We start from the raw sequence: 25541 nt of genomic DNA, 5'->3' as shown, positions 1-25541 counted from the left end.
GAGCAGCGCGCGGTCGAGCAACGCGAGACCGCGAAGGCGAACGGCGAGCAGAGTGAACCGAGAGCGACTCACTCCGAGAACGCCGCACTGTCACCTCACCCCTCCCACTCGACGACGCGGTCGATGCCGGGGTCGGGGAACAGCGACCCGATGTCCGGGTCGTCGTCGACGAGGGCGTACTGTTTCCCGTCGCGTTCAGCGATGCCGGCCCGCGCGAGGTGATCGAGGTGCGCGTACGCCTCGCCGGGGCCGTGAAGGACGTGGATGCCGTGGAGGTCGCCGAACAGAGCGGCGCTCACCTCCCACGGCGTCGACGGCCCCCGATCGCCGAGGACGCCAACGACGTTCTCGGTTCGCTCGACGTGGTGCCGGAGGATGGTCGCCGCACGGCCCGCAGGGTCGTCGATGCGGTCGCGGTGGCCGGGCCACGCCGTCGCCGGATCCCGGTCGATGAGGCGCAGTAGGCTCTCGACGTAGCGTTCGAGCGGCGCGTCGACGCGGACGTCCGCCCCGCCGACGTTCGGCGTGTACTTCGGGAGAATGACGTCGCCGACGAACGCCTCGTCGGCCTCGGCGTCGTGGAACGCGGTCAGTCCCGCGGCGTGGCCAGGGAGGTGGACGGCCTCCAGCGTTCGGTCGCCAACCGCGATGCGGTCGCCGTCGGTGAACGGTTCGACTTCACACTGCTCGCCGCCCAGGTCCATATGATCGGCGAGGAACTCGACGAGGCCCTCGCGAGCGTCGTCCGGGAGGTCCCACTCGCGGAACTTCTCGCGCTGGAGCGACTGCTCGTCGAGTAGGCTCTCCTCGTCGCCGGCGACGAGCGGTGCGTCCGCTTCGTGGGCGTGAATCGTCGCCCCGGACTCCGCCTGAATCGCCCCCGCGAGGCCGGCGTGGTCGTAGTGCCAGTGGGTGACGAGCACGCGGTCGATATCGGCTACCTCGTGACCGAGCGCCGCCAGTTCCGAGCGCAACTCCTCGTGGACCTCAGGAAGCGCGACGCCGGCGTCGACGAGCACCAACTCATCGCTCACGTGCCCCGTGTCGCCGCCGTCGAGGACGTACACGTTGTTCTGTCCCTCGAAGACGGTGTTGTTGAGGCGGATCCGATGCATATGACACGATGGGCCGCGCGGGGGAAAGAAGCCTTCCGACTCGCGATTTCGACTCCCACCGCTTCCGCGCCCGTCACCTCGAACGCCCGATTCGCACCGTTCGGTGGAAGCAGAGGTAATTTTAAGTACAATCTGTCCTGATTCGTCCCATATGTATCCTAGCTTTTACATCTTCTGTGCGTCGCGTTCGACGGATCGAGTCCAGGTGCGATCCCCGTGACGTGGCAGGTCGTCCCGTTCACACCGTTGCTGTCGGCGGCAGGAGTAGTGGCACTGCTGGCAGCGGCGTTCCTGTGGGGGCGACACCGGACGCCCAGCGGAACTGCGCTGACGGTCGTCCTCGTCGCCGCGGCCGGGTGGACGCTTGCGACGGCAGTCGAACACGCACAAGCAGACCTTGCTGGAAAACTCCTCGCTGCACGGGTCGGCTACGTGTTCCTCGCCGCACTTCCGGTCGCGTGGGTCGTGTTCGCCGGACGATTCTCTACCCGCCCGAACCGGCTGAACCGACGGATGATCGCGGCGTTGTGTGTGGTCCCCGCGATAACCGTCGTGTCCGCGTGGACCTCGCCTGCGACCGGGTTGCTCTGGAGAGACGCCGGCCTCGTGACCACCGACGGAGCGGCGTCGTTGTCAGTGTCGTACGGCCCGATGTTCGTGTTACACGCCGCGTACTCGTACGTGTTGCTCGCCGCCGGCGGGGTCGCCGTCGGACGGCGCGCGGCACTGACGACCGACAGCGACGCGGTCCAAGGAGCGGTCGTGTTGGTCGCCGTCTTCGCACCGTGGCTCGCACACACGGTCGCTCTCCTCGGCCTCGCTGGGCCGTGGGTCGACCCGACACCCGTCGCGACGGCGCTCTCGGGTGCCCTACTGACGGGCGTCGTCACACGCTACGACCTCCTCGACGCGCCCGAAGCGGCCAAACAGTTCGCCCGCGAGACCGCAGTCGACGAGATTAGCGACGCGTTGTTCGTCCTCACCGACGACGGAACCGTCACCGACTGCAACACGGCGGCGACGACGCTGTTCGGGGTCGACCGCGACGACGTACTGGGTCGCTCGCTCTCTGCTGTCGTGCCGGTGGTCGCCGACGCCGTCGACGACGCATCTACCGAGAGCGAACACGCGGTCGAACCGCTCGGACGAGACCACGGTGCGGATCCCACCGAGCGATCCGAACACGTCGTTTATCAGACCGACCGCGGCGACCGCACGCTCGCGGTTCGCGTCTCGTCGTTCGCTCGGTCGGGGCTGGAAGGCGACATCGTGACCGTCCGCGACGTGACCCAAAGCTACCGTCACCGGCGGCGGATGAGCGTGCTGAACCGGATTCTCCGACACGACTTGCGCAACGATATGAACGTCGTAATCGGCTACGCGGAGATGCTCGAAGCAGAACTCGCCACCCACGAGGACATCGACGCCGTGCCAGGGGGCGACGGGTCGGGAACGCTCACCGGCGACGGCGGGACGACGGCTATCGACAACATCCGAAACGCGGCGGAGGGGATGCTCGACCTCTCGTCGCTCGTCCGCGAGGTGGAGGCGACGATAGACGCCGAGGGTGCCAAACCGACGCGACTCGACGGCGCAGGGTTGGTCCGCGCGCAGGTCGACGGCCTTGAGTTCGCCTGGCCCGAGGCCCGCGTGTCGGTCGACGCCCCCGACGAGGCGTGGCTGTGGGCGAACGACCTCGTCGATTCAGCGTTCGAGAACCTCCTCGAGAACGCCGTCGAACACAACCACCGCGAACACCCCACGGTCGACATCACCGTTCGGACGGAAGGCGACCGCGTCGTGACAACCATCTCGGACGACGGACCGGGCATCCCCCAGCAGGAACTCGACCCGATCCGGGCGCGCGGCGAGACGCAACTGACCCACTCCTCGGGGATGGGGCTGTGGCTCGTCGTGTGGTTGGTCGAAGAGTCCGGCGGCGACGTCTCCTTCGACGTCGACGAGACTGGAACCACAGTCACGGTCCGACTACCCGCCGCGGACCCGCCGTCGGACCCGGCGGGGCAGGCGTAAGCCGCGGAACGATGGCCGGTCGTCGCGCTTACCGGACCATATACGGGTCGGATCCAGCGATGAACCGACCTAAATCGGACTCGCGGCGGTAGTCGGTCGACCGAAGCGTCCGAATCCCCTCGACGAGTCGCTCGGCATCACTCGGCGTGTCCTCGTCGCCGTCGGTCCACTCCGCGGGGTCTTTGATCGGGACGACGAGCCATCCCGACCCCCGAATCTCGGTTCCGTGGAGGTTGTCCATCACGAGGTCGGTCTTGTGCGCCTGTGCGGTGTACGTCTCGAGGACGTGCCGGGTCGCGACCGCACCGACCGGGAGGAGGACGTGTGCGGCGATAGCACGCACTTCCGCGTCGAAGAATCGCTCCATATCGTCGTACGACGCCTGCGTCGGCGTCCCGTCGCCGTTCGTTCGGTCGCCCTCGGGTAGGCACATGTGGAGATACGAGAGGTACGTCGACGCTACCTCGGGGGCCGTGCCGGCCGCGTGAAGCAACTCCGCGTCGACGAGCGTCTCCAGCAGTCGCTGGCCAGCGTCGGTGTCGGTGAACGGAACTCCAGTGTCGAGACCGCCGTGAACGCCGGGATGGTCCCCGATGACGTGGAAGTCGGCGTTCGCGTCTCCGTACCCCGGGACGTATCGCTCGCACGGAGGCGTCATCCCGAAGGGATTCGAGACGCGGTCAGTGACGTTCTTCACGGAGATGCATAGCGCGCAGACGCCGCAAGGCGTTTGCGGTTCTGGAGGGTCAACGAGCGTGTTCGACCGTTACAGTTCGACGCCCGACGGGATCAGACTCTCCGCGCGCAGGAGGTTCCCCTCGGCGTCGTACACGAGGAACGTCTCTTTCTCGTAGGTGACCAACTCCTCGTCACCGACGCGGATGTCGACGTGGTAGCGCCCATCGCCGTCGTCCGCGCGGCCGTACTCGCGTGCCGCGCGGATGAACTGGAACACGTCGGAGGCCTGTTCGTTCAGTTCGAGGACGAACTCACCGGTGAGTCGGTTCGTCACCGAGACGACGCCCTCGGCGTCCGGGTCAGACTCGTGGTCCTCGCGGAGGCGATAGGCGACGTCCGTCTCTTCGGCCGCCAGCAACTCCCCCTCGGCGTTCGTCAGTCGGTCACGAAGCAGGTCCTGTGACCCGTTGAACACGATAGAGACGTGTGGCTTCTCGGGGTCCGCGTCGGTGTCTACCCAGTCGATATGCTCGACATCCAGTTCGAAGTGGTCGCGCCTCATTCCGTATCACCTCGTTAGGGGTTGGCGTGTAAGTACGTACCGCCCGATACCACAGCACATAATTCCTCCGGCGAACTCGTTCGGGGAGACTCCGAACAGATCCGAGACGGTCGGCCCGTGACCGAACGGCCCTCCACGTGCGTCACACCGCGGCCGTCCAATCAATTTATCCACGCTCGACGTGCGGTCGGGTATATGGTCTGGGTCCGTTCGGAGTACGCGGGTGAACTCGCGGTGGTGTCGACGTGGGTGACGGCGTTGCTCCCGTGGAACATCTTCTACGGGGCCGTCGCCGGTGGCACCGTCTTGTTCGTGCGGTTCCCGCTACTGCAGATCAGATACACGTTCGGTGTGCCGTTGGTGCGCGCGACGAGTTTCGCGACCCCCGTGTCGGCGTATCTGTTCCAAGCCGGAACGTCTGTCCAAGTCGCGTACGGCGTCTGGATGCTCGGCGCCGCTATCTATCTGGTCGCACTCGCTATCTCGGTGTACTACTACCGCGAACAGGAGCGCGTCGAGGCGTGGTCGGTCGACCCGGTGAGCCTTCTCGGCGGACTGCTCGTCGCCTCGGGACTGCTGTTCGTCGTCGCGTCGCTGCTGTTCCCCGAGACGTTCTTCGGCCTCTCGTTCGGCGTCGGCGGCGGCTTCGCCGGCGTGTCGCTCCCGGTCGGTGCACTCGTGCAACTGCTCTTGGGCGGCGTGTTGCTGCGGGCCGAACGCGTCTCGTAGTCCGAGCGTACTCGCCGACGGCGTCGAGACCGGGTCGGACCACTCGCACGCTATCTATCAAGATCGAGACGCTTGGTGGTGAAGTTAAGTACCGGAGTTCCCTACGACCGGTACTACGTTATGTCGGGGGACACAGCCGAGTCCAGGGCAACCGAGAGTCGCCTGTCGGCCCTCCAGCGTCGGATCTCGCGCACGATCGAAGTCCTCCGCGGGTCAACCATCGACGTACAGCCGTTCGAACCGGGAGCGGACGGCCCACTCGCGACGTTCGACCCACCCAGCGGCCACGAGGAAATCGAACGCTACTGGGTGAACGCGCCGTACGCGTACGTCGTCATCACGTACGATACGGACGACGACAACCACGTGTACCACGTCGTCGAACCGGAACTCGACGAGTTCGAACTCGACTTGCTCCACCGCGTCGTCGACGACATTCGCGACCCCCTCCTGTACCGCGGCGACGTCGAACGCGCCGACGAGGAGACGCTTCGCGAGGAGTTGCAGTCGCTCCTCGAACAGTACGGCATCGAGGTGTCGATGGACACGTTCCACACACTGTCGTACTACCTGCGCCGGGATTTCCGCGGGTTCGGGAAGGTTGACCCACTGTTGTCCGACCGGCACATCGAGGACATCTCCTGTGACGGCTACGACCTCCCCATCTTCGTCTACCACGACACCTACACCGACATCGAGACGAACGTCACGTTCGGCCCGGACGAACTCGACAACTACGTCATCAGACTCGCACAGCAGTCCGGGCGGCACATCTCCGTCGGCGACCCCATCGTCGAGACGACGCTCCCCGACGGGTCGCGGGCGGAACTGGCGCTCGGGAAGGAGGTCACCCCGCGCGGGTCGGCGTTCACCATCCGGCAGTACGCCGAGGAACCGCTGACGCCCATCGATCTCATCGAGTACGGCACCTTCTCGGTCGAGCAGATGGCGTACTTCTGGCTGTGCATCGAGCACAACAAGAGCCTCATCTTCGCGGGCGGCACCGCCTCGGGGAAGACCACCTCGATGAACGCAGTGTCGATGTTCATCCCACCCCGATCGAAGGTGCTCACCATCGAGGACACCCGCGAACTGTCGCTGTACCACGACAACTGGCTGTCGTCGGTGACACGCGAACGAATGGGTGAGGGAGCCGACATCGATATGTACGACCTGTTGCGGTCGGCGCTGCGCCACCGCCCCGAGTACATCGTCGTCGGCGAGGTGCGCGGCGAAGAGGCGCTGACGCTGTTCCAGGCGATGAACACCGGCCACACCACGTTCTCGACGATGCACGCCGACTCCATCGAGACGGTGATCAATCGCTTGGAGAACGAACCGATCAACGTGCCGCGAGCGATGGTTCGCTCGCTGGATATGCTGTCGATCCAGACGCTGACGCGGTTCGACGGCCAGCGTGTCCGCCGGGCCAAGACGATCGGTGAGATCGGTGGCGTCGACCAGCGAACTGGCGAACTCGACTACTCGTCGGTGTTCAAGTGGCAGGCAGGGTCGGACACGTTCCGCCGCCGCGACTCCGCGCTCCTCGACGAGATCCAAGACGAACGAGGGTGGAGCCGTTCGGAGTTGCTAGAGGAGATGCGCAAGCGCCGTCGATTCTTGAGCCACCTCCACGACCACGACGTGACCGACTACCGGCAGTTCACCGCGCTGGTCAACGAGTACTACGCCGACGCCGACCGTGTGATGGACCGGATCGAATCGGCGGAAGCGGCCGACGAGGCGGTGAACGCATCCGGATCGGGAGACGGAGACGACGACCGGGCCGCCGTCGGTGGCGGCGCGGAGTCCTGATCGATGGTGCTGTCGTACCTGCCGTTGGTGGCCGCGCTGGTGGTCGTCGCGGGCGTCGTCGCGGCGTTGGTTCACGACGGGGCGAACCTCGTCGTCACTCGCGCGGCCGTCGGCCTGTTCGGCGACTACGTCGCCAACGAGAGCCCGCGAAAGCGCGAACAGCGGAGCAGACTCCAGGCCGCTCACGTCACCGTCACCCACCGCGTGTACGCCTCGCAAACGCTGTTTTACGCGGGTGCGCTCGGTGTCGCCGGGAGCGTCCTCGGCGTCTACGTCGCCGCGGCGACGCTCGCGCTGTTGCGGGTCGGCGGCGAGACGATTCGCGACGCACTCCCGGCCGCACTGGGCTTTCTCGCAGACCTGACTCGGATCGGCGAACTCACCGTCGGTGAACTGTTCCCCCTCTTGCTGGTCTCGTCGGCGACGGTCGGTCCCGGGTCCGCCGTCGCGGTGTACTTCCTCCGGTGGCAGATACTCGACCAGCGTGCGTACGCTCGCGGCGGACAGATCGACACGACTCTGCCCAGAACGATCGCGTTCGTCTACGCGCTCTCGCGGTCGGGGATGGCGTTCCCCGTCGTGTTGAACACCCTCGCGCGCAACGAGGGCGTCTACGGCGAGGCGGCCCGCGAACTCGGCGTCGCCGTCCGCGACATGAACACGTTCGGGACGGACGTGCTGACCGCGCTCGAACGAATGTCCTCGCGGACGCCGTCGGATGCAATGTCCGAGTTCGGCGAGAACCTCGCGTCCGTCCTCGGGAGTGGGCGCAACCTCTCGGAGTTCCTCCACGGCCAGTACGAACAGTTCCAAGAGGAGACGGAGTCCAGACAGGATCAGTATCTCGAACTCGTCTCGACGTTCGCAGAGGCGTACGTGACCGTCCTCGTCGCTGGCCCCCTGTTCTTCATCACCATCCTCGTCGTCATCGGCATCGTCCTCGACGACACGCTGCCGTTGCTTCGTGCGGTCGTGTACCTGGGCATCCCGCTGGCGAGTTTCGGGTTCGTCGTCTACATCGACTCCATCACGCGGTCGAACACGAACCTGGTCGAACTCGACCACGACCCCGAGGACCCGCGGTTGGCGGCGATATCGAGGGTTCGACCGGCCAGTTCCGGACGACCGCCGAAAGCACAGACCGACGGCGGAGTGGGGGGCGACGTCTCCGCCGCTGCATCCGACGAGTGGAGCCAGCGCAGGGAGCGACTGGCCGCCTACGACCGCATCGAGGACCTCCTCGCGGCGCTGGAACGGCCGCTGGCGCTGCTGCTGGAGCGCCCGGCGAACACGATGGCGATCACCGTTCCAATCGGTCTGGCGTGGGTGTGGTATCGGTCGACGCCGCTGCCGTTCGACGTGCTCGAACTGGCACGGGCGGTCGACTCGCCGCTCATCGAGTCGGCGGTGCTCGTGTTGGGCGCGTACGGTCTCGCCTACGAGATACACAAACGTCGCCTGCGGTCGATGGAGCAGGCGGTTCCCGACTTCCTCGACCGAATGGCGAGCATCAACGACGCGGGAATGACCGTCGTCGAGAGCATCGAACGACTCACGCGGTCGGATCTGGACGCGCTCACGCCGGAGGTGCAGCGCGCGTGGCGAGACATCCAGTGGGGCGCGGACGCCTCGACCGCGCTCGAACGGATGCGCCGTCGGGTCCGGTCGCCGATGGTGTCTCGCGCGGTCGCACTGATCACGAACGCCATCGAGGCCAGCGGCGACGTCGCCCCGGTGCTCGAAATCGCCGCCGACGAGGCGCGGGCGACGCGGCGGCTTCGCCGCGAGCGTCGACAGGTGATGGTGACGTACCTGATGGTCATCTACATCTCGTTTCTGGTGTTCCTCGGCATCATCGTGGCGTTGACCGTGGCGTTCATCCCGGCCATCGAGGGGACGCAACTCGCGTCTGCATCCGGCGCGGGCGGCGTTCCAAGCGGTGTCTCCACCGGCCTCATCACGGACATCGGGAACGTCCCCATCGACCAGTACCTGCTGTTGTTCTATCACGCGGCTGCGATACAGGGACTCTGCTCGGGACTGATCGCCGGGCAGTTAGGCGAGGGGAACGTCAGCGACGGCGTGAAACACGCGACGGTGCTGTTGATACTCACCTACGTCACCTTCCTGTTCATCTGATGCCCCGAGACACGACTGACGACAGCGACGGAGCCGAGTCGCCGCCGACTGGCCCGACCAAATCGACGGACGCCGACGGGGCGACGACGACCGCGGCGACGTACGATCGCATCGCCGCCCACTTCTCGAAGACGCGAGAGTACGCGTGGCCGGAGGTGGAGTCGTTTCTCGACGGGCGAACCGGTGCAGTCGCACTCGACGTCGGCTGTGGCAACGGTCGCCACTGCGAGCCGTTGCGCGCGTGTGCCGACCGCGTCGTCGGCGTCGACGTGAGCCGTGGTCTCTTGCGAGAGGCACAGGCGCGTGCTGCCGACCGCGGGTACAGCGACGGTGTCTCGTTCGTCGCCGGCGACGCCGCCTCGCTCCCGATTCGCGACGACAGCGCCGACCTCGCGGTGTACGTCGCGGCGTTGCACCACCTCCGAACGCGCGAGCGTCGAGTCGCCTCGCTGTCGGCGCTAGCGGCGGCGTTGGGTCCGGAGGGACGTGCGCTCGTCAGCGCGTGGAGTACCGCACACGACCGTTTCGAGGCCCCTGCAGACGCCGACGAGGGGTTCGATACGATGGTCGACTGGACGCTCCCGGGCGGCGAGACGGTTCCACGCTTCTACCACATCTACGCACCAGCGGAGTTCGACGCCGACATCGCCGCGAGCGACCTCCGAGCGGTCGAGTCGTTCGTCTCCAGCGGCAACTGCTACGCGGTGGTCGCGCCCGAGTGAGGCCGACGGTGCGTTCGCGTGGTGTGTCACACCTTCTCGGGTGGATGCCACGGTCGCACGACCGGACGCGTTTTTATTTGATGGAAGGCCCTACTCGTTCGTAGATGAACACCGACGGCGAGTTCGACTACGACGTGACGGTTGTCGGCGGCGGCCCCGCAGGCCTGACGAGCGCCCTGTACGCGACCCGACTTGGGTTGGACACGCTCGTCGTCAACCGCGGTGGCGGCCGCGCGGCGATGATGCGCGACACGCACAACGTCATCGGCGTCAGCGAGGATGTGTCGGGCAACGAGTTCCTCCAGACCGCCCAAGAACAGGTTCAGAGTTACGGCGGCGAGTACCGCCGTGGCTTCGTCGAAGACATCGAGGCACTCGGCGACGACGCCGACGCGGGCTTCCGCGTCGACACCGGCGACGACGAGGTGACGACACGCCGCGTCGTCCTCGCGACGGGGTTCTCCGACGAGCGGCCGGACCCACCGCTGCCGCGGACGGGGATGGGCCTCCACTACTGCCTCCACTGTGACGCGTACATGTTCGTCGACGAGTCTGTGTACGTGATGGGCACGGGCGACTCGGCCGCCTACGTCGCGATGATTATGCTCAACTTCACCGACGAGGTGGACATTCTGACGCGCGGCGAAGAGCCGACGTGGTCCGACGACACCGCCGAGATGGTGGAGAACCATCCCGTCGACGTCATCCACGAGGAGATAACTGGGATGAACAAAGACGACGACGGCTGGCTGGAGTCGTTCGAGTTCGCCGACGGGACGGTCCGCGAGTACAAGGGCGGGTTCCCGATGTACGGCTCCGACTACCACGCGGAACTGGCCGATGCGCTCGGATTGGAACGTGAGGACTCCGGGGAAGTCGCCGTCGACGACCACGGCCGAACCTCCGTCGACGGCGTGTACGCCGTGGGGGACCTGACGCCCGGTCACAACCAGATTCCCGTCGCGATGGGCGAGGGCGCGAAGTGCGGCATCGCCATCCACATGGACCTGCGTGCGTTCCCGCGGTCGACCGACGACATCGCAGAACTGGGTCCCGTTTCCAAGTCCGACGTGCCGGCCATCTCGCCGGAGTTGATGGCCACTGCCGTCGCGCACGAGGGACACGCCGCTGGTCCTCGCGCGGAGGCAGAGGAGGCGGAAGGCGAGGCACCCGCTGACGACTGAACCGAGGCGGGGGCAGCGGGGTCGCCGAATCGGAAGCGGCAAACCCTTATTCTTTGACCGAATACGGTCGGATGCATTCCGCGTGCGGAACGCGGTGACGCGTGCGCTGGTGGTCTAGCTGGTATGACTTTGGCCTTCCAAGCCAACGACCCGGGTTCAAATCCCGGCCGGCGCACTTCTCTCGACGCCATCTGACAAGTAGCCCCTGTGGCGACGACGCTGCCTGCTCAGTCGTCGGCCACGTCCGCTTCGACGTCCGCGAGCGCCGCCTCCCGTGCCGACGCCCTGCGGAACACGACCCAGAAGACGCCAGAGGCAACGATGATGAACCCCGCGGCGGTGTAGAAGGCGACGCTCGTAGAGACGTACTCCTTGATGGCACCGATACCCACCGGCCCTGCGACTTGTCCGACTTTCCACGAGATGGAGCGGAGGCTCATCGCCGAAGCGACGGAGTCGTAGCGTTCGCCCTCCTCGACGAACAGCGACATCGAGGCTGGCAGGCGCACGGAGTCGGCGACGCCGAGGACCATATACGCAGCGAACAGGCTGAAGAACGCGCCGCCGAGGACTTGCTCCCCGCCGAACGCGACAAATCTGACGGGGTCAACCGTCCCCTCGAAGTAGTAACTGAGCGGAATGAGTGCGGTCCCGAGGCCGTACAGCAGGGCCCCGGCGACGACGAAGTACTCCTTGTTGCCGAAGCGGTCGGAGAGGTCGCCGACGTACCCCTGCGTGATGGACTTGGTGAGTTTCCCGCCCGCGAGGATCCAGCCGATAGCGAACGCCGTCGTCCCGAACTCGGTGCGTGCGAGGATGGGGAGGAAGATGATAACCGCCATCTTCCCGACCGAGAAGGCGAGGCGGAAGACGACGAGCGCACGGATCATCGGCAGATCGAGGAGCGCTTTCAGCGTGTCGAGGCCGCCGCCGGCGTCGTTCTCGGTGCCGCCGCCGGGGTCGTCGCGGAGGTTGAAGAACACGAGGACGAACGCGGCGATAGTGACCAGCGAGAGGATGACGTAGGTGAACGTGAACCCCCGCGTGAACAGGAGGTAGCCGCCGACCACGTCGCCAGCGAGACTGGAGAACGCCGCGACCTGGTTGTACGACCCGAGCCACCGGCCGTTCTGGTCGTCGGGTGCGATGTGTCCGACGACCGTCGATCCGGTGATCCAGAGGATAGACGCGCCGACGCCTTGCAACAACCGCACGAGGATGACGTGGGTGGCGCTCTCGACGAGCATGAACCCGAAGAAGACGACGACGTTGACTGCGAGGCCGAAGAGTAGCCACCGCTTTGCGTTGCCCGTATCGACCTTCCGGCCGAGTGGGAGGACGATGAGCAACTGGACGACGGCAAACGCCGTCCCGAACAGTCCTTCGACGGTGCCGGTCGTGTTGAACTGCTCGGCGTACAACGCGAGTGCGATCAACAGCGTCGAATACGCCTGACTACGGGCGAACGCGGTGCCCGAGAGGGCTGCGAACTCCCTGTCGCGCAACAGCGCGACGGAGTTGCCGAACTGCACCGTGTTACGTATCGAAACACACAGCCGGTGCTTAAACCCGATTATCGCGGCCGGCTACGTGGGGAAATAGCACAGCACGCACCAGACCGAACGCGTGGGGATCGACCGCAGCGACGCTTTAGAGTTCGATCCGCTCGACCAGTTGGTCGTCGCCTTTCGTGTTGAGCGCGACGATACGGACGAACTCTTCAATGAGCGAGTCGCGGAGTTTCGCCTTCAGGAGGTTGTCGACTTGGTAGACGCCGGCGGCGTTGACCATCTCGATTTCGACGAGGACGGGCATCGCGTCGCCGTTGTGGCCGTTCACCTCGTCGCCGGGCTTGAGTTCGACCGTACTGATCGCTCGCGAGGAGAGCGTGTTGATGCCGCGTCCGCCCTTCTCGTAGGGGATGCGCGAGCGTCCGCGCTCCATGTCGAGGGCGTCCGCGACGCGGATGACGCCCGCCTCCCGCGTCAGGGGTGTCTCCTCAGTGTGGTGACAGAGGATGGCGTGGAGCGTCTCGCCTTTGATCCGGACGCGTTCTTCGATACCGTAGTAGTCGAACTGCTGGAGGAAGCGGTCGAGGACGTCCGCGGCGAGGGGGATGGAGTAGTAGGCGTGTTCGTCGCGGTGGACGACGTGGCCGATGTCGTGGAGCGTCGCCGCGAGGGCGACGATGACCGCTTCGTCCGCCTCGTCGAGACCCTGTTCGGTCGCGCCGTTGAACTCGACGCCGCCGCGTTTCAGGAGGTCGTACAGGCGCAGCGCGCGGTTGCGAACGATCTCGATGTGCTTCGAGCCGTGGTCGTTGTACCCCTTCCGCGTCACCGCGTTGACGTTCTGTGCGCTGAGGTAGGTGTTGATCTCCGGGTCGGTCTGGATGGCTGCGAGAACCTCGTTGACGCGGTCGTCCGGGAAGTGGTGTTCACCGTCCGGGTCGTACTTTCTGATGACTGACTCGTCTGCGTCGGTGGCGGTCCCACCGTCGGTACGAAGCGGGGAGCCAGTAGTCTGGTCGTCCATACACTGCCGTCGGCCGCCCCTCGCAAAAGTTCGTCCCCTGTGGCGAATCGCGAACCGGCGGGTCGACGGGCGACGCGTCTGGCGATATCGCGAACAATTGCTGGAAGCGTTGGAAGTGGTGGTGTGTCGAATGACTCGGCTAACGAAGTGGCTACGCGACGAGTGAGTCTTCAGGCCAGCGGCCCCCGAGCAAAGCCTTCTGACATACACCCGCTGGCCTCAGTATTCCGTCAACAGTTTCTACGTTGTTGCCCCTTCACCAGCACATTCAGTAGTTGTCGCGAGGGGTGAAATTCGGGTCGCAGAGGTCGACCGCGTTGCGCGCGTGGTCGTCGCAGACAGTCCGTTCGCCCATCCGAAGGATCTCAACGACAACGGCAGGTACCTCGGTACAGCCAAGCGCCCCACAGACGCTCTCGCTGGCGTACGTAGCCATCAGACGCTCATCTTCTGGATACCAGCTAGTTCCCCAGGGTTGTCGAAAGGACTACAAGACCAGGACCCAGAATATCGGCTGTTCTGCCGATCAGTTGGGTTCTCAGCCGCTGTGCTTGCGATACTGTCGAGTCCAAAAAGCCTATAATTGCGACCGGGTAAGCCGAGAGTAGAGATGCTGACAACCCTACCGCTGTTCGGTGCCATCCCGGGCGGGCCCGAGATGCTCATCATCCTGCTCGTGTTGGTGCTGCTGTTCGGCGCAAACAAGATCCCGAAACTCGCTCGCTCGACCGGGCAGGCGATGGGCGAGTTCAAGAAAGGCCGCGAAGAAGTCGAGGACGAACTCCAGGCGATGCAGGGCGACGGAGAGGAGGAGGAGGACGACGAGTTCGACACGACGTCGACGACTGACGACACGGAGACGAACGTCGAGACGGACACCGAGAAGAACTGAGGCCCGCAGGCGACGGCCCCGGACGGTTTTTATTTCACGCCGCACACCCCGTGAGTGGGGCGTGTGGCCAAGCGGATACGGCGAGCGGTTCCTAACCGCTAGATCGCGGGTTCGAATCCCGTCACGCCCGTTCGCTCACTGCGTTCGCTCGCGTGAGTCCCGTCGCATCGCTGTCGCGTTTACTACGACACGGACGCCGTCTCCCGCCGACTCGCACGCAGGAGGAGGACGCCGATACCGACGAACCAGACGATCTGCGTGAGACCGAAGATGGCGCCACCGACCTCGCCGAGCGCCGGGACCGCCGAGAGAATCCCCGCCGTCCCGACGACAAGGCCGACGTAGTTCACCACGCGGTGAAGCGCCCCCATCCGTAACGCGACGACACTCACGAGCAACGTCCAGATGCCGCCGACGATCTCGTTACCGCCACCCAGTCCGTCGACGACCGGGCTGATAGCCAGCCACACCGTGGTCGCTTGCGCCGGGTCCGTCCCGTAGAGGTCGACGACGACGCCGGTCGCGAGGGTCGCGATCATCCCACTGGCGACGACGAGCCCAGCCCAGATCAGTCCGAACGCGGTCGTCACCTGCATCGCCATCCGTGCACCGGCCGAGAGATCGTGGTGCAGCGTCAACACGAGGGGGACCAACACCACGCCGAACACGACGTAGACGAGGAGGTACATCGCGGACAGAGTCGCCTCGTTCGCGACGAACAGTTCGAGTTGCTGGAGCGGCGTGGTCGCACTCGCGAAGTCGAGGACGACGAGGAAGTAGCCGATTCCGAGGACGTACAGCGCCGCTTCGGTCAACGCCGCGAGCCCACCGGCCGTCAAGTAGTTCCAGCGGCCCCCGGTGGGCGACTGTTCGATACGCGCTGCTGCTCCGCTCGTTGCTGATGCCATATACGCTGTTCCGTCCGATCAGTCGCCGTCCAATCTCATATCCATAGTGACACGTTTGCACCAGACGCTGCCACGGATCCGCTCTCATACGCTATTCGTGCACTGAACAACCGTATACAAAAAACGGCCATCGATTCGCGGAACAGCCGGGATTCTTCCGATATGAACGATCACTGTATTCAGGTGATCGTTAGAAAGATGTTAACTGGTTAATCGTACCGTACGTAGTCAGTAAGCAGTATCTACGATCTTGTCGGATCGGTTATGATACGTTTTCTCACCAGTGATATAGAGGGCGAATATTTAACCCCGTTCCCAGACTCACGTTCGGCAATGGCTACCGACGACGCAGACGTGTCTGCTGATGCTGGGTTCGACGAGAGCTTCGGCGACGAGGCGGACACGGAGACCGCTGTCGTCGTTGGGGGGTACACGTGGCCGGACTTCCTCCGCGACCACGGACACGAAGACGCTGCCGACGACCTCGCCGACCGCCTCGAAGTCGAAGTGACCGAGGAAGACGAGAACGGCGAGGAGGTCGTTCGGATCGAGATTCGCGCGGTAAGAGCCGAGGACTTGGAGGCTGTCGGCGTCACCGACGTCGTCGCAGACGCACTCGGGATGGAACCCGTGCAGGTGCTGGCGACGTTCGGGTGGGCCGGGGCGTTAGGCGAGTCCATCGCGGACCGCCACCCGTTGCTCGCGTACGACGAGACGCCTGTCTGGAAGGACATCTACACCTGGGACGACTACCGTGAGGAGTACTTCCTCGACGACGAGGGCGAACCGCCGACGGACGAGGAGGGGGAACCGCTGGAGTTCACCGACGAGGACAAAGCCGAGGCACTCGGCTTCGACCCGAACCGCGTCGAGGAGACGCTGGGCCACCTCGCGAAGCGTGCGCCCGAACTCGACGAGGTCGTCGACGAGCGCACGGTGGACATCGCAGACGACATCGACGAAGACGCGTTCTTCACCGACGCGACGGGCGCGACGACGCTCGTGAATCGCTACGACCTGGAGAAGGCCGTGCCGATGCCGAAGAAGCAGCACTTCCGCGAGGTTGAGCGCTACTGGGTGAACGAACCGTACTCGTTCGTCATCGTCTTCCACTCGACCAAGGAGAACGAGAAGAAGTACTACGCCGTCGAACCGTACCGCAACCGGATCGAACTCGACCTGTTCGACTTCCTCGAGGGGAAACTCCGCTCGGCGATCAAGTACGCCGACGAGGGGAAGGTCGCGGCCGACGACGACCACCGCAGACAGACGATTCGAGAGGAGACGTACCAACTGCTTGACCGCTACGACCTCTACGAGCGTGAAGCCGGGCCCGGACTAGGCGACAGACTCGCCGAGCTGTTCGGCGTCGCCGTCGACGACGACGGTGCTGCCGGGCGACTCATCCGCGCGTTAGGCGTCACGCCCCGCGAATCCGACGGGCAGATCGACGGCATCGCGGCCCGGCCAGAGCCTGCCGTCCTCGAAGACGACGCCGACACGCTCACCGAGTACACCGTCCTGAAGGCGCTGTACTACCTCGAACGCGACTTCGTCGGTTACGAGCGCATCGACGGCATCAAACACGACATCAACGTGGAGGACATCTCCGTCGACGGCTACAACTCGCCGGTGTTCGTCTACCACTCCGACTACGAACAGATCATCACCAACGTCTACCACGGCGAGAAGGAACTCGACGACTTCGTCGTCAAACTCGCCCAGCGCTCGGGGAAGGGTATCTCCAAGCGTCGCCCACAGGTAGACGCCACGCTCCCCGACGGGTCGCGTGCACAGTTGACGCTCGGGAAGGAAGTCTCGGACCACGGGACCAACTACACCATTCGCCAGTTCAAGGACGTCCCGTTCACGCCGATCGACCTCATCAACTGGAAGACGTTCAGCCTCGACGAGATGGCGTTCCTGTGGCTGTGTATCGAGAACCACAAGAGCCTGATCTTCGCCGGCGGCACGGCGTCCGGGAAGACGACCAGCCTGAACGCGGTGTCGCTGTTCATTCCGTCGAACTCGAAGATCGTCTCCATCGAGGACACGCGCGAGGTGGAACTGCCACAGCGCAACTGGATCGCCTCCGTCACTCGCCCCTCGTTCGCGGACGACGACGGCGGCGACGTCGACGAGTTCGACCTGCTGGAAGCCGCACTCCGGCAACGCCCCGACTACATCGTGATGGGTGAGATCCGTGGTGAGGAGGGGCGAACGCTCTTCCAGGTCATGTCGACCGGACACACCACCTACACCACCTTCCACGCGGACAACGTCGGCGAGGTGCTCAAGCGGTTCACCACCGACCCGATCAACGTCTCGAAGACGATGTTCACGGCGCTGGACCTGGTCTCCATCCAGACGCAGACGCGCGTGCAGGGGAGCAAGGTGCGCCGGAACAAGTCGCTCACCGAGATCAACCACTACGACGCCGAGAACGACGAGATCAACGTCCAGGACGTCTACCAGTGGCAGGCGGAGACGGACGAGTTCCTCCACATGGGCGACTCCAACACGCTCCAGGAGATTATGTTCGACCGCGGCTGGGACGCGGCGACGCTCAACGACGAACTGCTCAAGCGCCGCGCGGTGCTCGCGTACCTCATCGACCGCGGCCTCAACACGTACACGCAGGTCGCGGCGACGCTGCAGGCGTTCATCAACGACCCCGAGACCATCCTCTCGCTGATGGCGAACGAGCGACTGGAGGCGAGTCTCGACGACCTCCGCGAGATGGAGTCGGTCCTCATCGACGTCGACGAGGACAAAGAGGAGATGGTCCCCCGACCCGACCCCTCCGACGCACAAGCCGAGGAGGCGACCCGCATCCTCGAAGAGGCCGAGTCCATCCTCGAAGAGTACCGCGGGTCGCGGACGGCGAGCGTCGCCAGCGCACTCGGCACGGTCGAACCGCGCTCCGACGTGCCGGCTGAACCCGGCGCAGGCGACCGCCTGGCAGAGGCTGACGGCGTCGACGACCCCTTCGAGGGAATCGGTCCTGACCCGCTGGACATCGACACCCCGAACGAGTCGTCACAGCGGGCGGACGCCGACGGCGGCGTCGACGACGACGCCGCGTTCGACGCGGTCGACGAGTTCGACGAATCGGACGACGCGGCCGACGGGGATGCTGGCGACGACCACGCGGAGGCAGACTCCTTCGACGACGTGTTCGACGACGTGGAACCCGAAGACGAGGAGGTGGACGACGAGGAAGAAGAGATCGAAGACTGGGGCTTCGGCGACGTCGAGTCGCCGGAGGAGGACGAGTAGATGAGCCTAGATACGGGATCGAGTAGCTTCGGCGACGCCGAGGGGTTCGCGGACGCGTTCTACCCGCTGTTCCAGCGACTCTTCGACGAGGACGGCGACTTCGTCGGTTCCGTCGAACAGAAACTGACCGAGGCGCGAATGAACCAGCCGGTCGAGTTGTACGTCTCGCGCGCACTCGGGGTCGGCGTGCTGGCTGGCCTCGTGTTGTGGCTCGTCGGGATGACCATCGGGTGGGGACTGTTCGCGCTCGGTATCGTGAGTGCCGAAGCGATTGGGTTGGGTATCCCGGTCGGCTCTGAACAGGCCGCCGCGCAGTTGGAGGCGCTGACCGAACCCGCCGCGGTGCTGGTGAGCGGCCTCGTCTTCGGGAGTATCGGATTCGGACTGGGGTTCGGGACGCTGCTGGCGATTCCGTACCAACGCGCCGACGCTCGCAAGCGTGAGATCAATATGCTCCTCGCGGACGCGGTGTCGTTTATGTACGCCCTGTCCGTGGGTGGGCTGAATCAGTTGGAGATTCTCGAAGCGATGGCGCAGGCGGACGACACCTACGGTGAAGTCGCCCGCGAGTTCCAGAGCATCGTCCAAGAGACGACGTACTTCGGCACCGACTACCGGAACGCGGTTCGTCAACAGTCGATCGAGACACCCAGCGAGGAGTTCGCGCAGTTCCTCACCGACATGCTGTCGATCATCAACTCCGGCGGTGATATGGAGCGGTTCCTCTACGATAAGAAGGAGAAACACCTGCGCACGGCCAAACAACAGCAGGAGTTGACGCTGGAGACGCTGGAGTTGTTCGGCGAGATGTACATGACGCTCTCGCTGTTCCCGCTCTTGCTCATCATCATCCTCGTCATTATGTCGATGCTCGGGCAGGGCCAGGACTTCCTGCTGACGGCGACCGTCTACGCGCTCACGCCGCTCATCGGCGTGGGGTTCCTCGTCCTCGTCTCGACGGTGAAACAGGACGAACCCGGCGACGGCTACCTCGACCCCGACGGCGTCGACGACCACTTCGCCGAGGAACAGCGTGAGGGCCTCTTCCACCTCGGCCTCGTCGAGGTGTTCACCGGGGAGTTCTCCGTGTTCGACCGGATCAAGTCCCGCGAGGGCAACTACAAGACGCGTGAACTGCTGGCGGCCCCGCACGTGTTCTTCAGGGACAACCCGCTGTACACGCTCGCGTTGACGGTCCCGGCCGCGTTGGTCCTCGTCGGGATCGCACTCCTCTCGGGTCGTGCGCCGACCTCGTTCCAGGGGTTCATCGACGCTCCCGTGTGGGGGACGTTCATCTGGGTGTACGTCCCGGCGTACCTGACGCTCATCCCGCTGGTCGTCTTCTACGAGTGGCACCAGATCCGTCGCGGCGGCATCACCGGGAAGCTCTCGGACAACCTCCGAAAGCTCTCGTCGGCCAACGACACCGGGCAGACGCTGCTCGAATCGATCCGGTCGACTGCGGACACCTCGACGGGCAAACTCGCCGAGGAGTTCGACGTGATGTACGCGAAGGTTAACTACGGGATGAGCCTGCGGGAGGCGCTCGTCGAGTTCAACAACAAGTACCACATCCCGCGGCTGGCGCGGACGGTCAAACTCATCTCGGAGGCACAGCAGGCGTCGAGTCAGATCACGGACGTCCTGACGACGGCGGCGCAGGCCTCGGAGAACCAAGACGACATCGAGCGCGAGCGGAAATCGCGCACGCGGATGCAGGTCGCCATCATCCTGATGACGTACCTCACCCTGCTGGCGGTGATGGCCATCCTGAAGCTCCGCTTCCTCGACATCCTCGCGGGGCTGACCGCGCAGGCAGGCTCTTCGGGTGCCTCGTCGGGCGGCGGCGGACTCGGCTCCGGTGGCTTCGCCGGCGGCGTCAACGTCGAGCGCCTGTCGGTGTTGTTCTTCCACGCAGTGACCATCCAGGCCATCCTCTCGGGCATCATCGCGGGCTACATTCGCAGCGCCGACATCATCTCGGGGATGAAGTACGTCGTCGTCCTCCTGACGGTCGCACTCGGCGTCTGGGCGGTGGTGGCGTGAGCCGACCGGTGGACTCCTCGGAGACCGCAGCGACGACGACACCGCACGGTTCGGCCGACCGCGCGCAGACGACCATCGACTACGCCATCGGCATCAGCGTGTTCTTACTCGTGGTCGCGTTCGTGTTCGCGTTCGCACCGTCGCTGACGACGCCGTTCACCAACGACGCGACCGACGCGGTCGTCGTCTCCGACCGCGCGGCCGACCGCCTCGCACACGACCTTCTCGTCGACGACCCCACTCGACCAACGGTGTTGAACGCCACGTGTACGGTCGGCTTCTTCAACACGACCGGACCAGACATCTCTGGCGACTGTCGGTACGACACCGACGCGAGCGACCTGAAGGGTGCACTCGCTGTTGGCTCGCCTGCTCGAACGGTGAACGTGACCGTCGTAGACGACACTGGAATCGTTGGCGTAGGCGGAACGACGCTCGCGGCCGGGCCGAAACCGCCCGGGAGCGCCGATATCTCAGTCTCACAGCGGGCCGTCCTGCTCGACGGCCGTGACGCGACCGTCGTCGTGAGGGTGTGGTGAGTATGCGCGCACAAGCACACACGCTGGAAGGGTTCGCGGCCGCCATCATCCTACTGAGCGGCGTGTTGTTCGCGCTGCAAGCGACGGCAGTGACCCCACTGACGGCGAGTACGTCGAACCAACACATCGAGAACCAGCAGGCGGCCGTCGCCGAGGGTGTGCTCGCGTCCGCGGAGGCGAACGGCACGCTCGTCGAGTCGCTGCTGTACTGGGACACCAGCGAAGAGCGATTCATCGACTCCGGCACTCGCGACGTGTACGCCAACGGCGGTCCACCGACGCCGTTCGGCGCGACGCTGAACCGGACGTTCTCCGACGATCGGATCGCGTTCAACGTCGAGATACTCCACACCAGCGCCGGCGGCGGACAGACGCGGACGCGGATGGTGTACATGGGGACGCCCAGCGACAACGCCGTCGCGGCCAGTCGAACGGTCGTCCTGTTCGACGACGACCCGCTCGGAGATGGCTCTGGAACCGTGGGTGACGCGGCCGACGACGGGGAGTTCTACGCGGACGACCTCGACGACGGCCCGCTGTTTGCGGTCTTGGAGGTGCGCATCATCGTATGGAGGATCTGATGAACACACTCGACCGAATCGCCGGTGAACAGACGAGTGAGGACCGACGGGGGCAACTCGTATTGGTCGCGGGACTCGCACTCGCGGTCATCCTCGTGGCGTTCGTCCTGTTGGCGAACACGGCCATCTTCACCGAGAATCTCGCGACCCGGGACAACGGCGTCGGCGAACACGACGCCCTCGGCTACCGCTCGTCGGTCGTCGACGGCGTCGGCGGCATCGTCGACCGCGAGAACGAGAACGCCGTCGGATCGGACGACTACGACGCGGTGAGATCGAATATCAACGACAGTGTCGGTGCGCTCGACGAGCAACTGCGTGGGGCGGCCGCCCGAAGCGCCGCGAGCGCCCGCATCAACGAGTCGGGACTGACGTACACCGAGGGGCGGCTGATCAGACAGACCGACTCCAGTCGGGAGTTCCGCGCAGCGAACGGTGACGCCGACTGGGCAGTCGTCACCGACACCGACGGCGTTCGGGCGTTCGCGATGGACGTGGACCCGCTTGCGTCCGGAAGCCCGGGGTCGCTGTCGAGCGTGTTCACGATCATCGTGAACGACACCTCCGACGGAACGGAGTGGCGCGTGTACGTGTACGAGACCGGCGGCGACGTCGCCGTCGCGGTCGAACCCGACGGGGGGTCACAGACGCAGGTGTGTGCCGTCGCCGGGACGACGGCGACGCTCGATCTTACCGCAGGTACGCTCGATGGTGAGGCGTGTTCGGGGCTCGACTGGGCCGCGGGCGTCACCGACGAGTACTCCGTCCAATTCGCGAACGGCGACGAGGCACAGGGAACCTACGACTTGACGGCTGCCGGTGGGTCGTCGGTGTTCGACCCAACACTCGTCAACGACGACCCCTCCTCGGGGTCGCCGTACGCCGCCGATGCGGTGTACGCCGTCGACGTGCCCGTTCGGTTCCAGACGCCGGAACTGGAGTACGCCGCGACGATTCGGGTCGCCCCGGGTGAACACGATGCGTAACCCGTTCACTGCGGTGAGAACGCTCACTACTTCAAGTGACTACCGGCGCGACCGCGCGACGGCGACGACGCTGTCGTACGTCCTGACGCTCGGCATCACCGCGTTACTGATCAGCGGATTGATCGCGGCGGCGGGCGGGACGGTCGACCGACAGCGAGAGGACACCGCTCGCGAGGCGATGGAGGTCGTCGGCCAGCAGTTGGCCTCGCGGCTGATGGCCGCCGACCGACTCGCCGAAACTGGGGCGAGCGACGTGACGGTCCGCGGAGATTACCCCGAGACGCTCGCGGGTGTCGCCTACACGGTGACTGTCACCGGCGGGGCCGGCGGGTCACCGACGACGATCGTACTGTCGTCGGCACAGTTGGACGGCACAGTCACGGTCACGGCGGCGACGCGAACGCCGGTCGCGAACGCGAGCGTCAGCGGCGGCGACGTGGACATCGTTCTCGTCGGCGGCCAACTGGAGGTGCAGTCGTCGTGAACCGCGCACAGAGCGACACCATCGGGTTCGTGCTGGTGTTCTCGCTCATCGTGTTGACCGTCGGGACCGTGTACGCGATGGGCTTCCCCGCGTTACAGGAACTGCGAACGGGCGAACAGTTGGAGAATATGGAGCGAGCGTTCACCGTCCTCGACGACAACGTCGACGATATGGCTCGCGACGGCGCTCCAAGTCGCGCGACCGAGATCAAACTCAACGGCGGCACGCTCGCGGTCGACAGTGAGACGACGATCAGGATACGCGCCGAGGAGGTCGGCAACGCGTCGAACAACGTCACAGTGAACGCCACCTCCCAACCGATCACGTATCGCGAGGGCAACACAGTAGTCGCGTCGTCGTACGGCGCGGTGTTCAGACAGGACGGTGACGCGTCTGTGATGCGCGAGCGTCCGGGGTGGGTCGTCGACGACGACCACGCCCTCGTTCCGCTGGTCGTCACATCTCGTTCGGGTGACCGCGCCGCACTCGGCGGGAGTTCGACCATTCTCGTCCGGAGCACGGTGATCGGACGCGGCGTCGCGGGCGAATTGGCATCAGACTCGGGTGTCCAGGTGAACGTCACGGTGTCGTCGCCCCGGGCGGAGGCGTGGAAACGCTACTTCGAGTCTGAGGGATTGGCACCAGTCGATTCGGACGCCTCCGACGGGGAGATAACCTACCAGTTCACCGTGGACAGTCTCGTCGTCCAGCAGACGACTGTGGCGGTTGAACTCACCTCGTGAACGTCGTTTCCTCCGATTGACGCGAGTCAGTCGTCGGTGACGTTGACTTCGGTGACAGAGACGTGAAGGAAGGTGATTCGGGGAGCAGTCGACCCGGTGACGTCGATGTTAATCGTCTCGATCATCGGGTCGTACTCGAACTCGTTCGGTTTGCCGTTGACGTCGATGGTCTCTCCGACGATGCCGCCCTTCAGATTCACCGTCTTGGGACCGCCACCACCGTTGAGTTGGATGTCCGAACCAGGCGCGTACAGGAAGCCGACGAATACGTATTTCCCGTTGAAGTTGATGTGCCCGTCCGAGTGGACGACGACGCGGGTCGTGTTCACGTCGCCGCCCGCGTTGACGGAGTCACTGCCGCTCACTTGGAAGTCCTCTCGGACGTAGGCGGTGAAGTTCTTCGGGCCGGTCACGGTGACCGTTCCGGGTTCGAAGTCTCCGTTGACCACGAGATTCACGTCGCCGGCCGACGCGTCCACCTCGAGGTCACTTCCGTAGTCGCCGTCGACGTAGTAGGTTCCGGGATAGAGGACGGTTCCCGACGAGACCGACGTGTTGCAGCTCCCGTTCTCACAGTCGTTGACCTTCGATTCGATCAGGTCGTCGGCGGAGGGCTGTTGAACACCCGTTCGGTACGGACTCGGCGGCGGTCCGGGAACTGCGGAGATACCGCCGGCGGCCGTCGTCGCGACGACGTTGTCGAAGTCCGTGTCGAACGGGACGATGAGTTCGATGGTCGCCGTCTCGTTGGCGTGGTCGACGTCGACGTCGCCGCTGGTGCGGTCGCGGAAGAACTGTCCCCACGCCTCGTAGTACGCACTCCCAACGGTGACGACGACTTTCCCATCGTCGAGGGGGTTCGTGAGGTCCGCCGCGCCTTCAGTGTCAGGGTACACGGCGGTCGAACTCCCCGTGTTTCGCACGACGACGCTGCTCCCGAGTCGGGTGTCGCCCGTCACCTGCACCAAGGGGAGCGTCAGCGTCGTCCCGCGGTAGTGGAACTCCGGCGGCGATATCATCGCGCTCCCGTTGCCGGTGCGAGTCCACACGCCACCGCCCTGATACGCGACAGTCGTCTCTCCTTCACGGTAGGTGACCGATCCCAGCGTCGTGTTCGTCAGCGTCCGCTCGACGGCGCCCGTGGTCGCGTTCCTAATAGTGATGTTCATCCACCCGGCGTCGGGGTCGACCGACCGGGTCGCGCTCGTGCTCCCGGCGAGGGTGACACTCTGGGAGTCACTGTCGCCGTGGGCGACGAGACTCGCCTTCGAGTCGAACTGCGTCAGCGACTGCTCTGCGGCCCCGTTGGTCGCGGAGTCCTGAATGCCGCCGAGTGCGTCGCCGCCGAACGCGACGACGGTCGTCGCGCCGGTGATCGTGATCGCCAGCAAGAGGACGACGCCGATGACGTCACCCTGTGCACGCTGGCCGTCCCCCCGAGTAGGCATCGTTCGGTTAACGCAGAGGCGACGCATAAGGGTTTGTTTCAGACTATCAGAACTGAAACACTATTCGAGAAGTGCAACCGCTCTCGTGGCGTCGGATGGGTGTCCCGGCAAAAGTGTCGGTC

General features: G+C 65.1%; 22 protein-coding genes and 2 tRNA genes. 16 read left to right on the top strand and 8 right to left on the bottom strand.

Going from position 1 to position 25541, the window contains the following annotated elements; all coding sequences use genetic code 11:
• Positions 1 to 95 precede the first annotated feature (95 nt).
• Positions 96 to 1115, bottom strand: coding sequence for an MBL fold metallo-hydrolase (locus P0D77_RS11170; RefSeq protein ID WP_277553151.1), 1020 nt, complete (start codon positions 1113 to 1115; stop codon positions 96 to 98).
• Positions 1116 to 1331: 216 nt separating this feature from the next.
• On the opposite strand from P0D77_RS11170, the gene P0D77_RS11165 reads away from it, so the two are divergent.
• Positions 1332 to 3149 carry a histidine kinase N-terminal 7TM domain-containing protein gene (locus P0D77_RS11165; RefSeq protein WP_277553150.1) on the top strand — a complete coding sequence of 606 codons (1818 nt, stop codon included), beginning with the start codon at positions 1332 to 1334 and terminating at the stop codon, positions 3147 to 3149.
• A gap of 28 nt (positions 3150 to 3177) precedes the next feature.
• On the opposite strand, the gene P0D77_RS11160 is transcribed toward P0D77_RS11165, so the two are convergent.
• Together P0D77_RS11160 and P0D77_RS11155 are read right to left on the bottom strand one after the other, a co-directional pair.
• Positions 3178 to 3846 (bottom strand): uracil-DNA glycosylase family protein, encoded by a 669-nt coding sequence (locus P0D77_RS11160; protein WP_277553149.1) that lies wholly within the window; start codon positions 3844 to 3846, stop codon positions 3178 to 3180.
• Positions 3847 to 3915: 69 nt separating this feature from the next.
• A complete protein-coding gene (locus P0D77_RS11155) occupies positions 3916 to 4389 on the bottom strand; it encodes a DUF5793 family protein (RefSeq protein WP_277553148.1) in 474 nt (157 codons plus the stop codon).
• A 195-nt stretch (positions 4390 to 4584) separates the two neighbouring features.
• Between P0D77_RS11155 and P0D77_RS11150 the strand changes: the two genes are divergently transcribed.
• The 6 genes from P0D77_RS11150 (at position 4585) to P0D77_RS11125 (ending at position 11153) form a co-directional block, all read left to right on the top strand.
• Complete coding sequence (locus P0D77_RS11150; protein ID WP_277553147.1) at positions 4585 to 5118, top strand: DUF7549 family protein; 534 nt, start codon at positions 4585 to 4587, stop codon at positions 5116 to 5118.
• A 120-nt stretch (positions 5119 to 5238) separates the two neighbouring features.
• Entirely contained in the window at positions 5239 to 6933 is a 1695-nt protein-coding gene (locus P0D77_RS11145) for a type II/IV secretion system ATPase subunit (protein ID WP_277553146.1), read from the top strand.
• A gap of 3 nt (positions 6934 to 6936) precedes the next feature.
• Positions 6937 to 9072 carry a type II secretion system F family protein gene (locus tag P0D77_RS11140; RefSeq protein ID WP_277553145.1) on the top strand — a complete coding sequence of 712 codons (2136 nt, stop codon included), beginning with the start codon at positions 6937 to 6939 and terminating at the stop codon, positions 9070 to 9072.
• Positions 9072 to 9794: a class I SAM-dependent methyltransferase gene (locus P0D77_RS11135; RefSeq protein WP_277553144.1), complete on the top strand. Its 723-nt coding sequence runs from the start codon at positions 9072 to 9074 to the stop codon at positions 9792 to 9794. The genes P0D77_RS11140 and P0D77_RS11135 overlap by 1 nt, the downstream gene beginning before the upstream one ends.
• Positions 9795 to 9898: 104 nt before the next feature.
• Positions 9899 to 10978, top strand: coding sequence for an NAD(P)/FAD-dependent oxidoreductase (locus P0D77_RS11130; protein ID WP_277553143.1), 1080 nt, complete (start codon positions 9899 to 9901; stop codon positions 10976 to 10978).
• A gap of 103 nt (positions 10979 to 11081) precedes the next feature.
• Positions 11082 to 11153: transfer RNA gene (locus P0D77_RS11125), tRNA-Gly, on the top strand.
• 52 nt (positions 11154 to 11205) lie between these two features.
• On the opposite strand, the gene P0D77_RS11120 is transcribed toward P0D77_RS11125, so the two are convergent.
• From P0D77_RS11120 to P0D77_RS11110, 3 genes are all read right to left on the bottom strand, one after another.
• Complete coding sequence (locus tag P0D77_RS11120) at positions 11206 to 12510, bottom strand: MFS transporter (protein ID WP_277553142.1); 1305 nt, start codon at positions 12508 to 12510, stop codon at positions 11206 to 11208.
• Between the two features lie 118 nt (positions 12511 to 12628).
• Positions 12629 to 13513, bottom strand: coding sequence for an HD domain-containing protein (locus tag P0D77_RS11115; RefSeq protein ID WP_277553141.1), 885 nt, complete (start codon positions 13511 to 13513; stop codon positions 12629 to 12631).
• Between the two features lie 268 nt (positions 13514 to 13781).
• Positions 13782 to 13949: a hypothetical protein gene (locus P0D77_RS11110; RefSeq protein WP_277553140.1), complete on the bottom strand. Its 168-nt coding sequence runs from the start codon at positions 13947 to 13949 to the stop codon at positions 13782 to 13784.
• Between the two features lie 174 nt (positions 13950 to 14123).
• Here P0D77_RS11110 and P0D77_RS11105 point away from each other — a divergent pair, with 174 nt between their 5' ends.
• On the top strand, positions 14124 to 14405 hold the full coding sequence (locus P0D77_RS11105; protein WP_277553139.1) for a Sec-independent protein translocase subunit TatA/TatB: 282 nt from the start codon (positions 14124 to 14126) through the stop codon (positions 14403 to 14405).
• Positions 14406 to 14462: 57 nt separating this feature from the next.
• A tRNA-Arg gene (locus P0D77_RS11100) sits at positions 14463 to 14535 on the top strand.
• A 52-nt stretch (positions 14536 to 14587) separates the two neighbouring features.
• On the opposite strand, the gene P0D77_RS11095 is transcribed toward P0D77_RS11100, so the two are convergent.
• Positions 14588 to 15313 (bottom strand): hypothetical protein, encoded by a 726-nt coding sequence (locus P0D77_RS11095; protein ID WP_277553138.1) that lies wholly within the window; start codon positions 15311 to 15313, stop codon positions 14588 to 14590.
• Between the two features lie 264 nt (positions 15314 to 15577).
• Here P0D77_RS11095 and P0D77_RS11090 point away from each other — a divergent pair, with 264 nt between their 5' ends.
• The 7 genes from P0D77_RS11090 to P0D77_RS11060 are packed head-to-tail and all read left to right on the top strand — an operon-like array spanning position 15578 to position 23971.
• Positions 15578 to 18592 carry a type II/IV secretion system ATPase subunit gene (locus P0D77_RS11090; RefSeq protein WP_432764801.1) on the top strand — a complete coding sequence of 1005 codons (3015 nt, stop codon included), beginning with the start codon at positions 15578 to 15580 and terminating at the stop codon, positions 18590 to 18592.
• On the top strand, positions 18593 to 20638 hold the full coding sequence (locus tag P0D77_RS11085) for a type II secretion system F family protein (RefSeq protein ID WP_277553136.1): 2046 nt from the start codon (positions 18593 to 18595) through the stop codon (positions 20636 to 20638).
• Complete coding sequence (locus P0D77_RS11080; RefSeq protein ID WP_277553135.1) at positions 20635 to 21177, top strand: DUF7287 family protein; 543 nt, start codon at positions 20635 to 20637, stop codon at positions 21175 to 21177. Before P0D77_RS11085 ends, P0D77_RS11080 begins: the two co-directional genes overlap by 4 nt.
• A gap of 2 nt (positions 21178 to 21179) precedes the next feature.
• Positions 21180 to 21758: a DUF7288 family protein gene (locus P0D77_RS11075; RefSeq protein WP_277553134.1), complete on the top strand. Its 579-nt coding sequence runs from the start codon at positions 21180 to 21182 to the stop codon at positions 21756 to 21758.
• Entirely contained in the window at positions 21758 to 22744 is a 987-nt protein-coding gene (locus P0D77_RS11070) for a DUF7261 family protein (RefSeq protein WP_277553133.1), read from the top strand. The genes P0D77_RS11075 and P0D77_RS11070 overlap by 1 nt, the downstream gene beginning before the upstream one ends.
• The gene (locus tag P0D77_RS11065) at positions 22737 to 23228 is read left to right on the top strand and encodes a DUF7266 family protein (RefSeq protein ID WP_277553132.1); all 492 of its coding nucleotides are present in this window, start codon (positions 22737 to 22739) and stop codon (positions 23226 to 23228) included. The genes P0D77_RS11070 and P0D77_RS11065 overlap by 8 nt, the downstream gene beginning before the upstream one ends.
• Positions 23225 to 23971, top strand: a complete 747-nt coding sequence (locus tag P0D77_RS11060) for a DUF7289 family protein (RefSeq protein ID WP_277553131.1) — start codon at positions 23225 to 23227, stop codon at positions 23969 to 23971. The genes P0D77_RS11065 and P0D77_RS11060 overlap by 4 nt, the downstream gene beginning before the upstream one ends.
• A gap of 26 nt (positions 23972 to 23997) precedes the next feature.
• On the opposite strand, the gene P0D77_RS11055 is transcribed toward P0D77_RS11060, so the two are convergent.
• Complete coding sequence (locus tag P0D77_RS11055) at positions 23998 to 25419, bottom strand: DUF7289 family protein (RefSeq protein ID WP_277553130.1); 1422 nt, start codon at positions 25417 to 25419, stop codon at positions 23998 to 24000.
• Between the last annotated feature and the right edge of the window lie 122 nt (positions 25420 to 25541).

This window comes from Halobaculum limi, from assembly GCF_029490015.1.
In the GTDB taxonomy this organism is placed as follows: domain Archaea; phylum Halobacteriota; class Halobacteria; order Halobacteriales; family Haloferacaceae; genus Halobaculum; species Halobaculum limi.
Note: the sequence above shows the minus strand (reverse complement) of the source record. Positions and strands in the feature narration are given on the sequence as shown.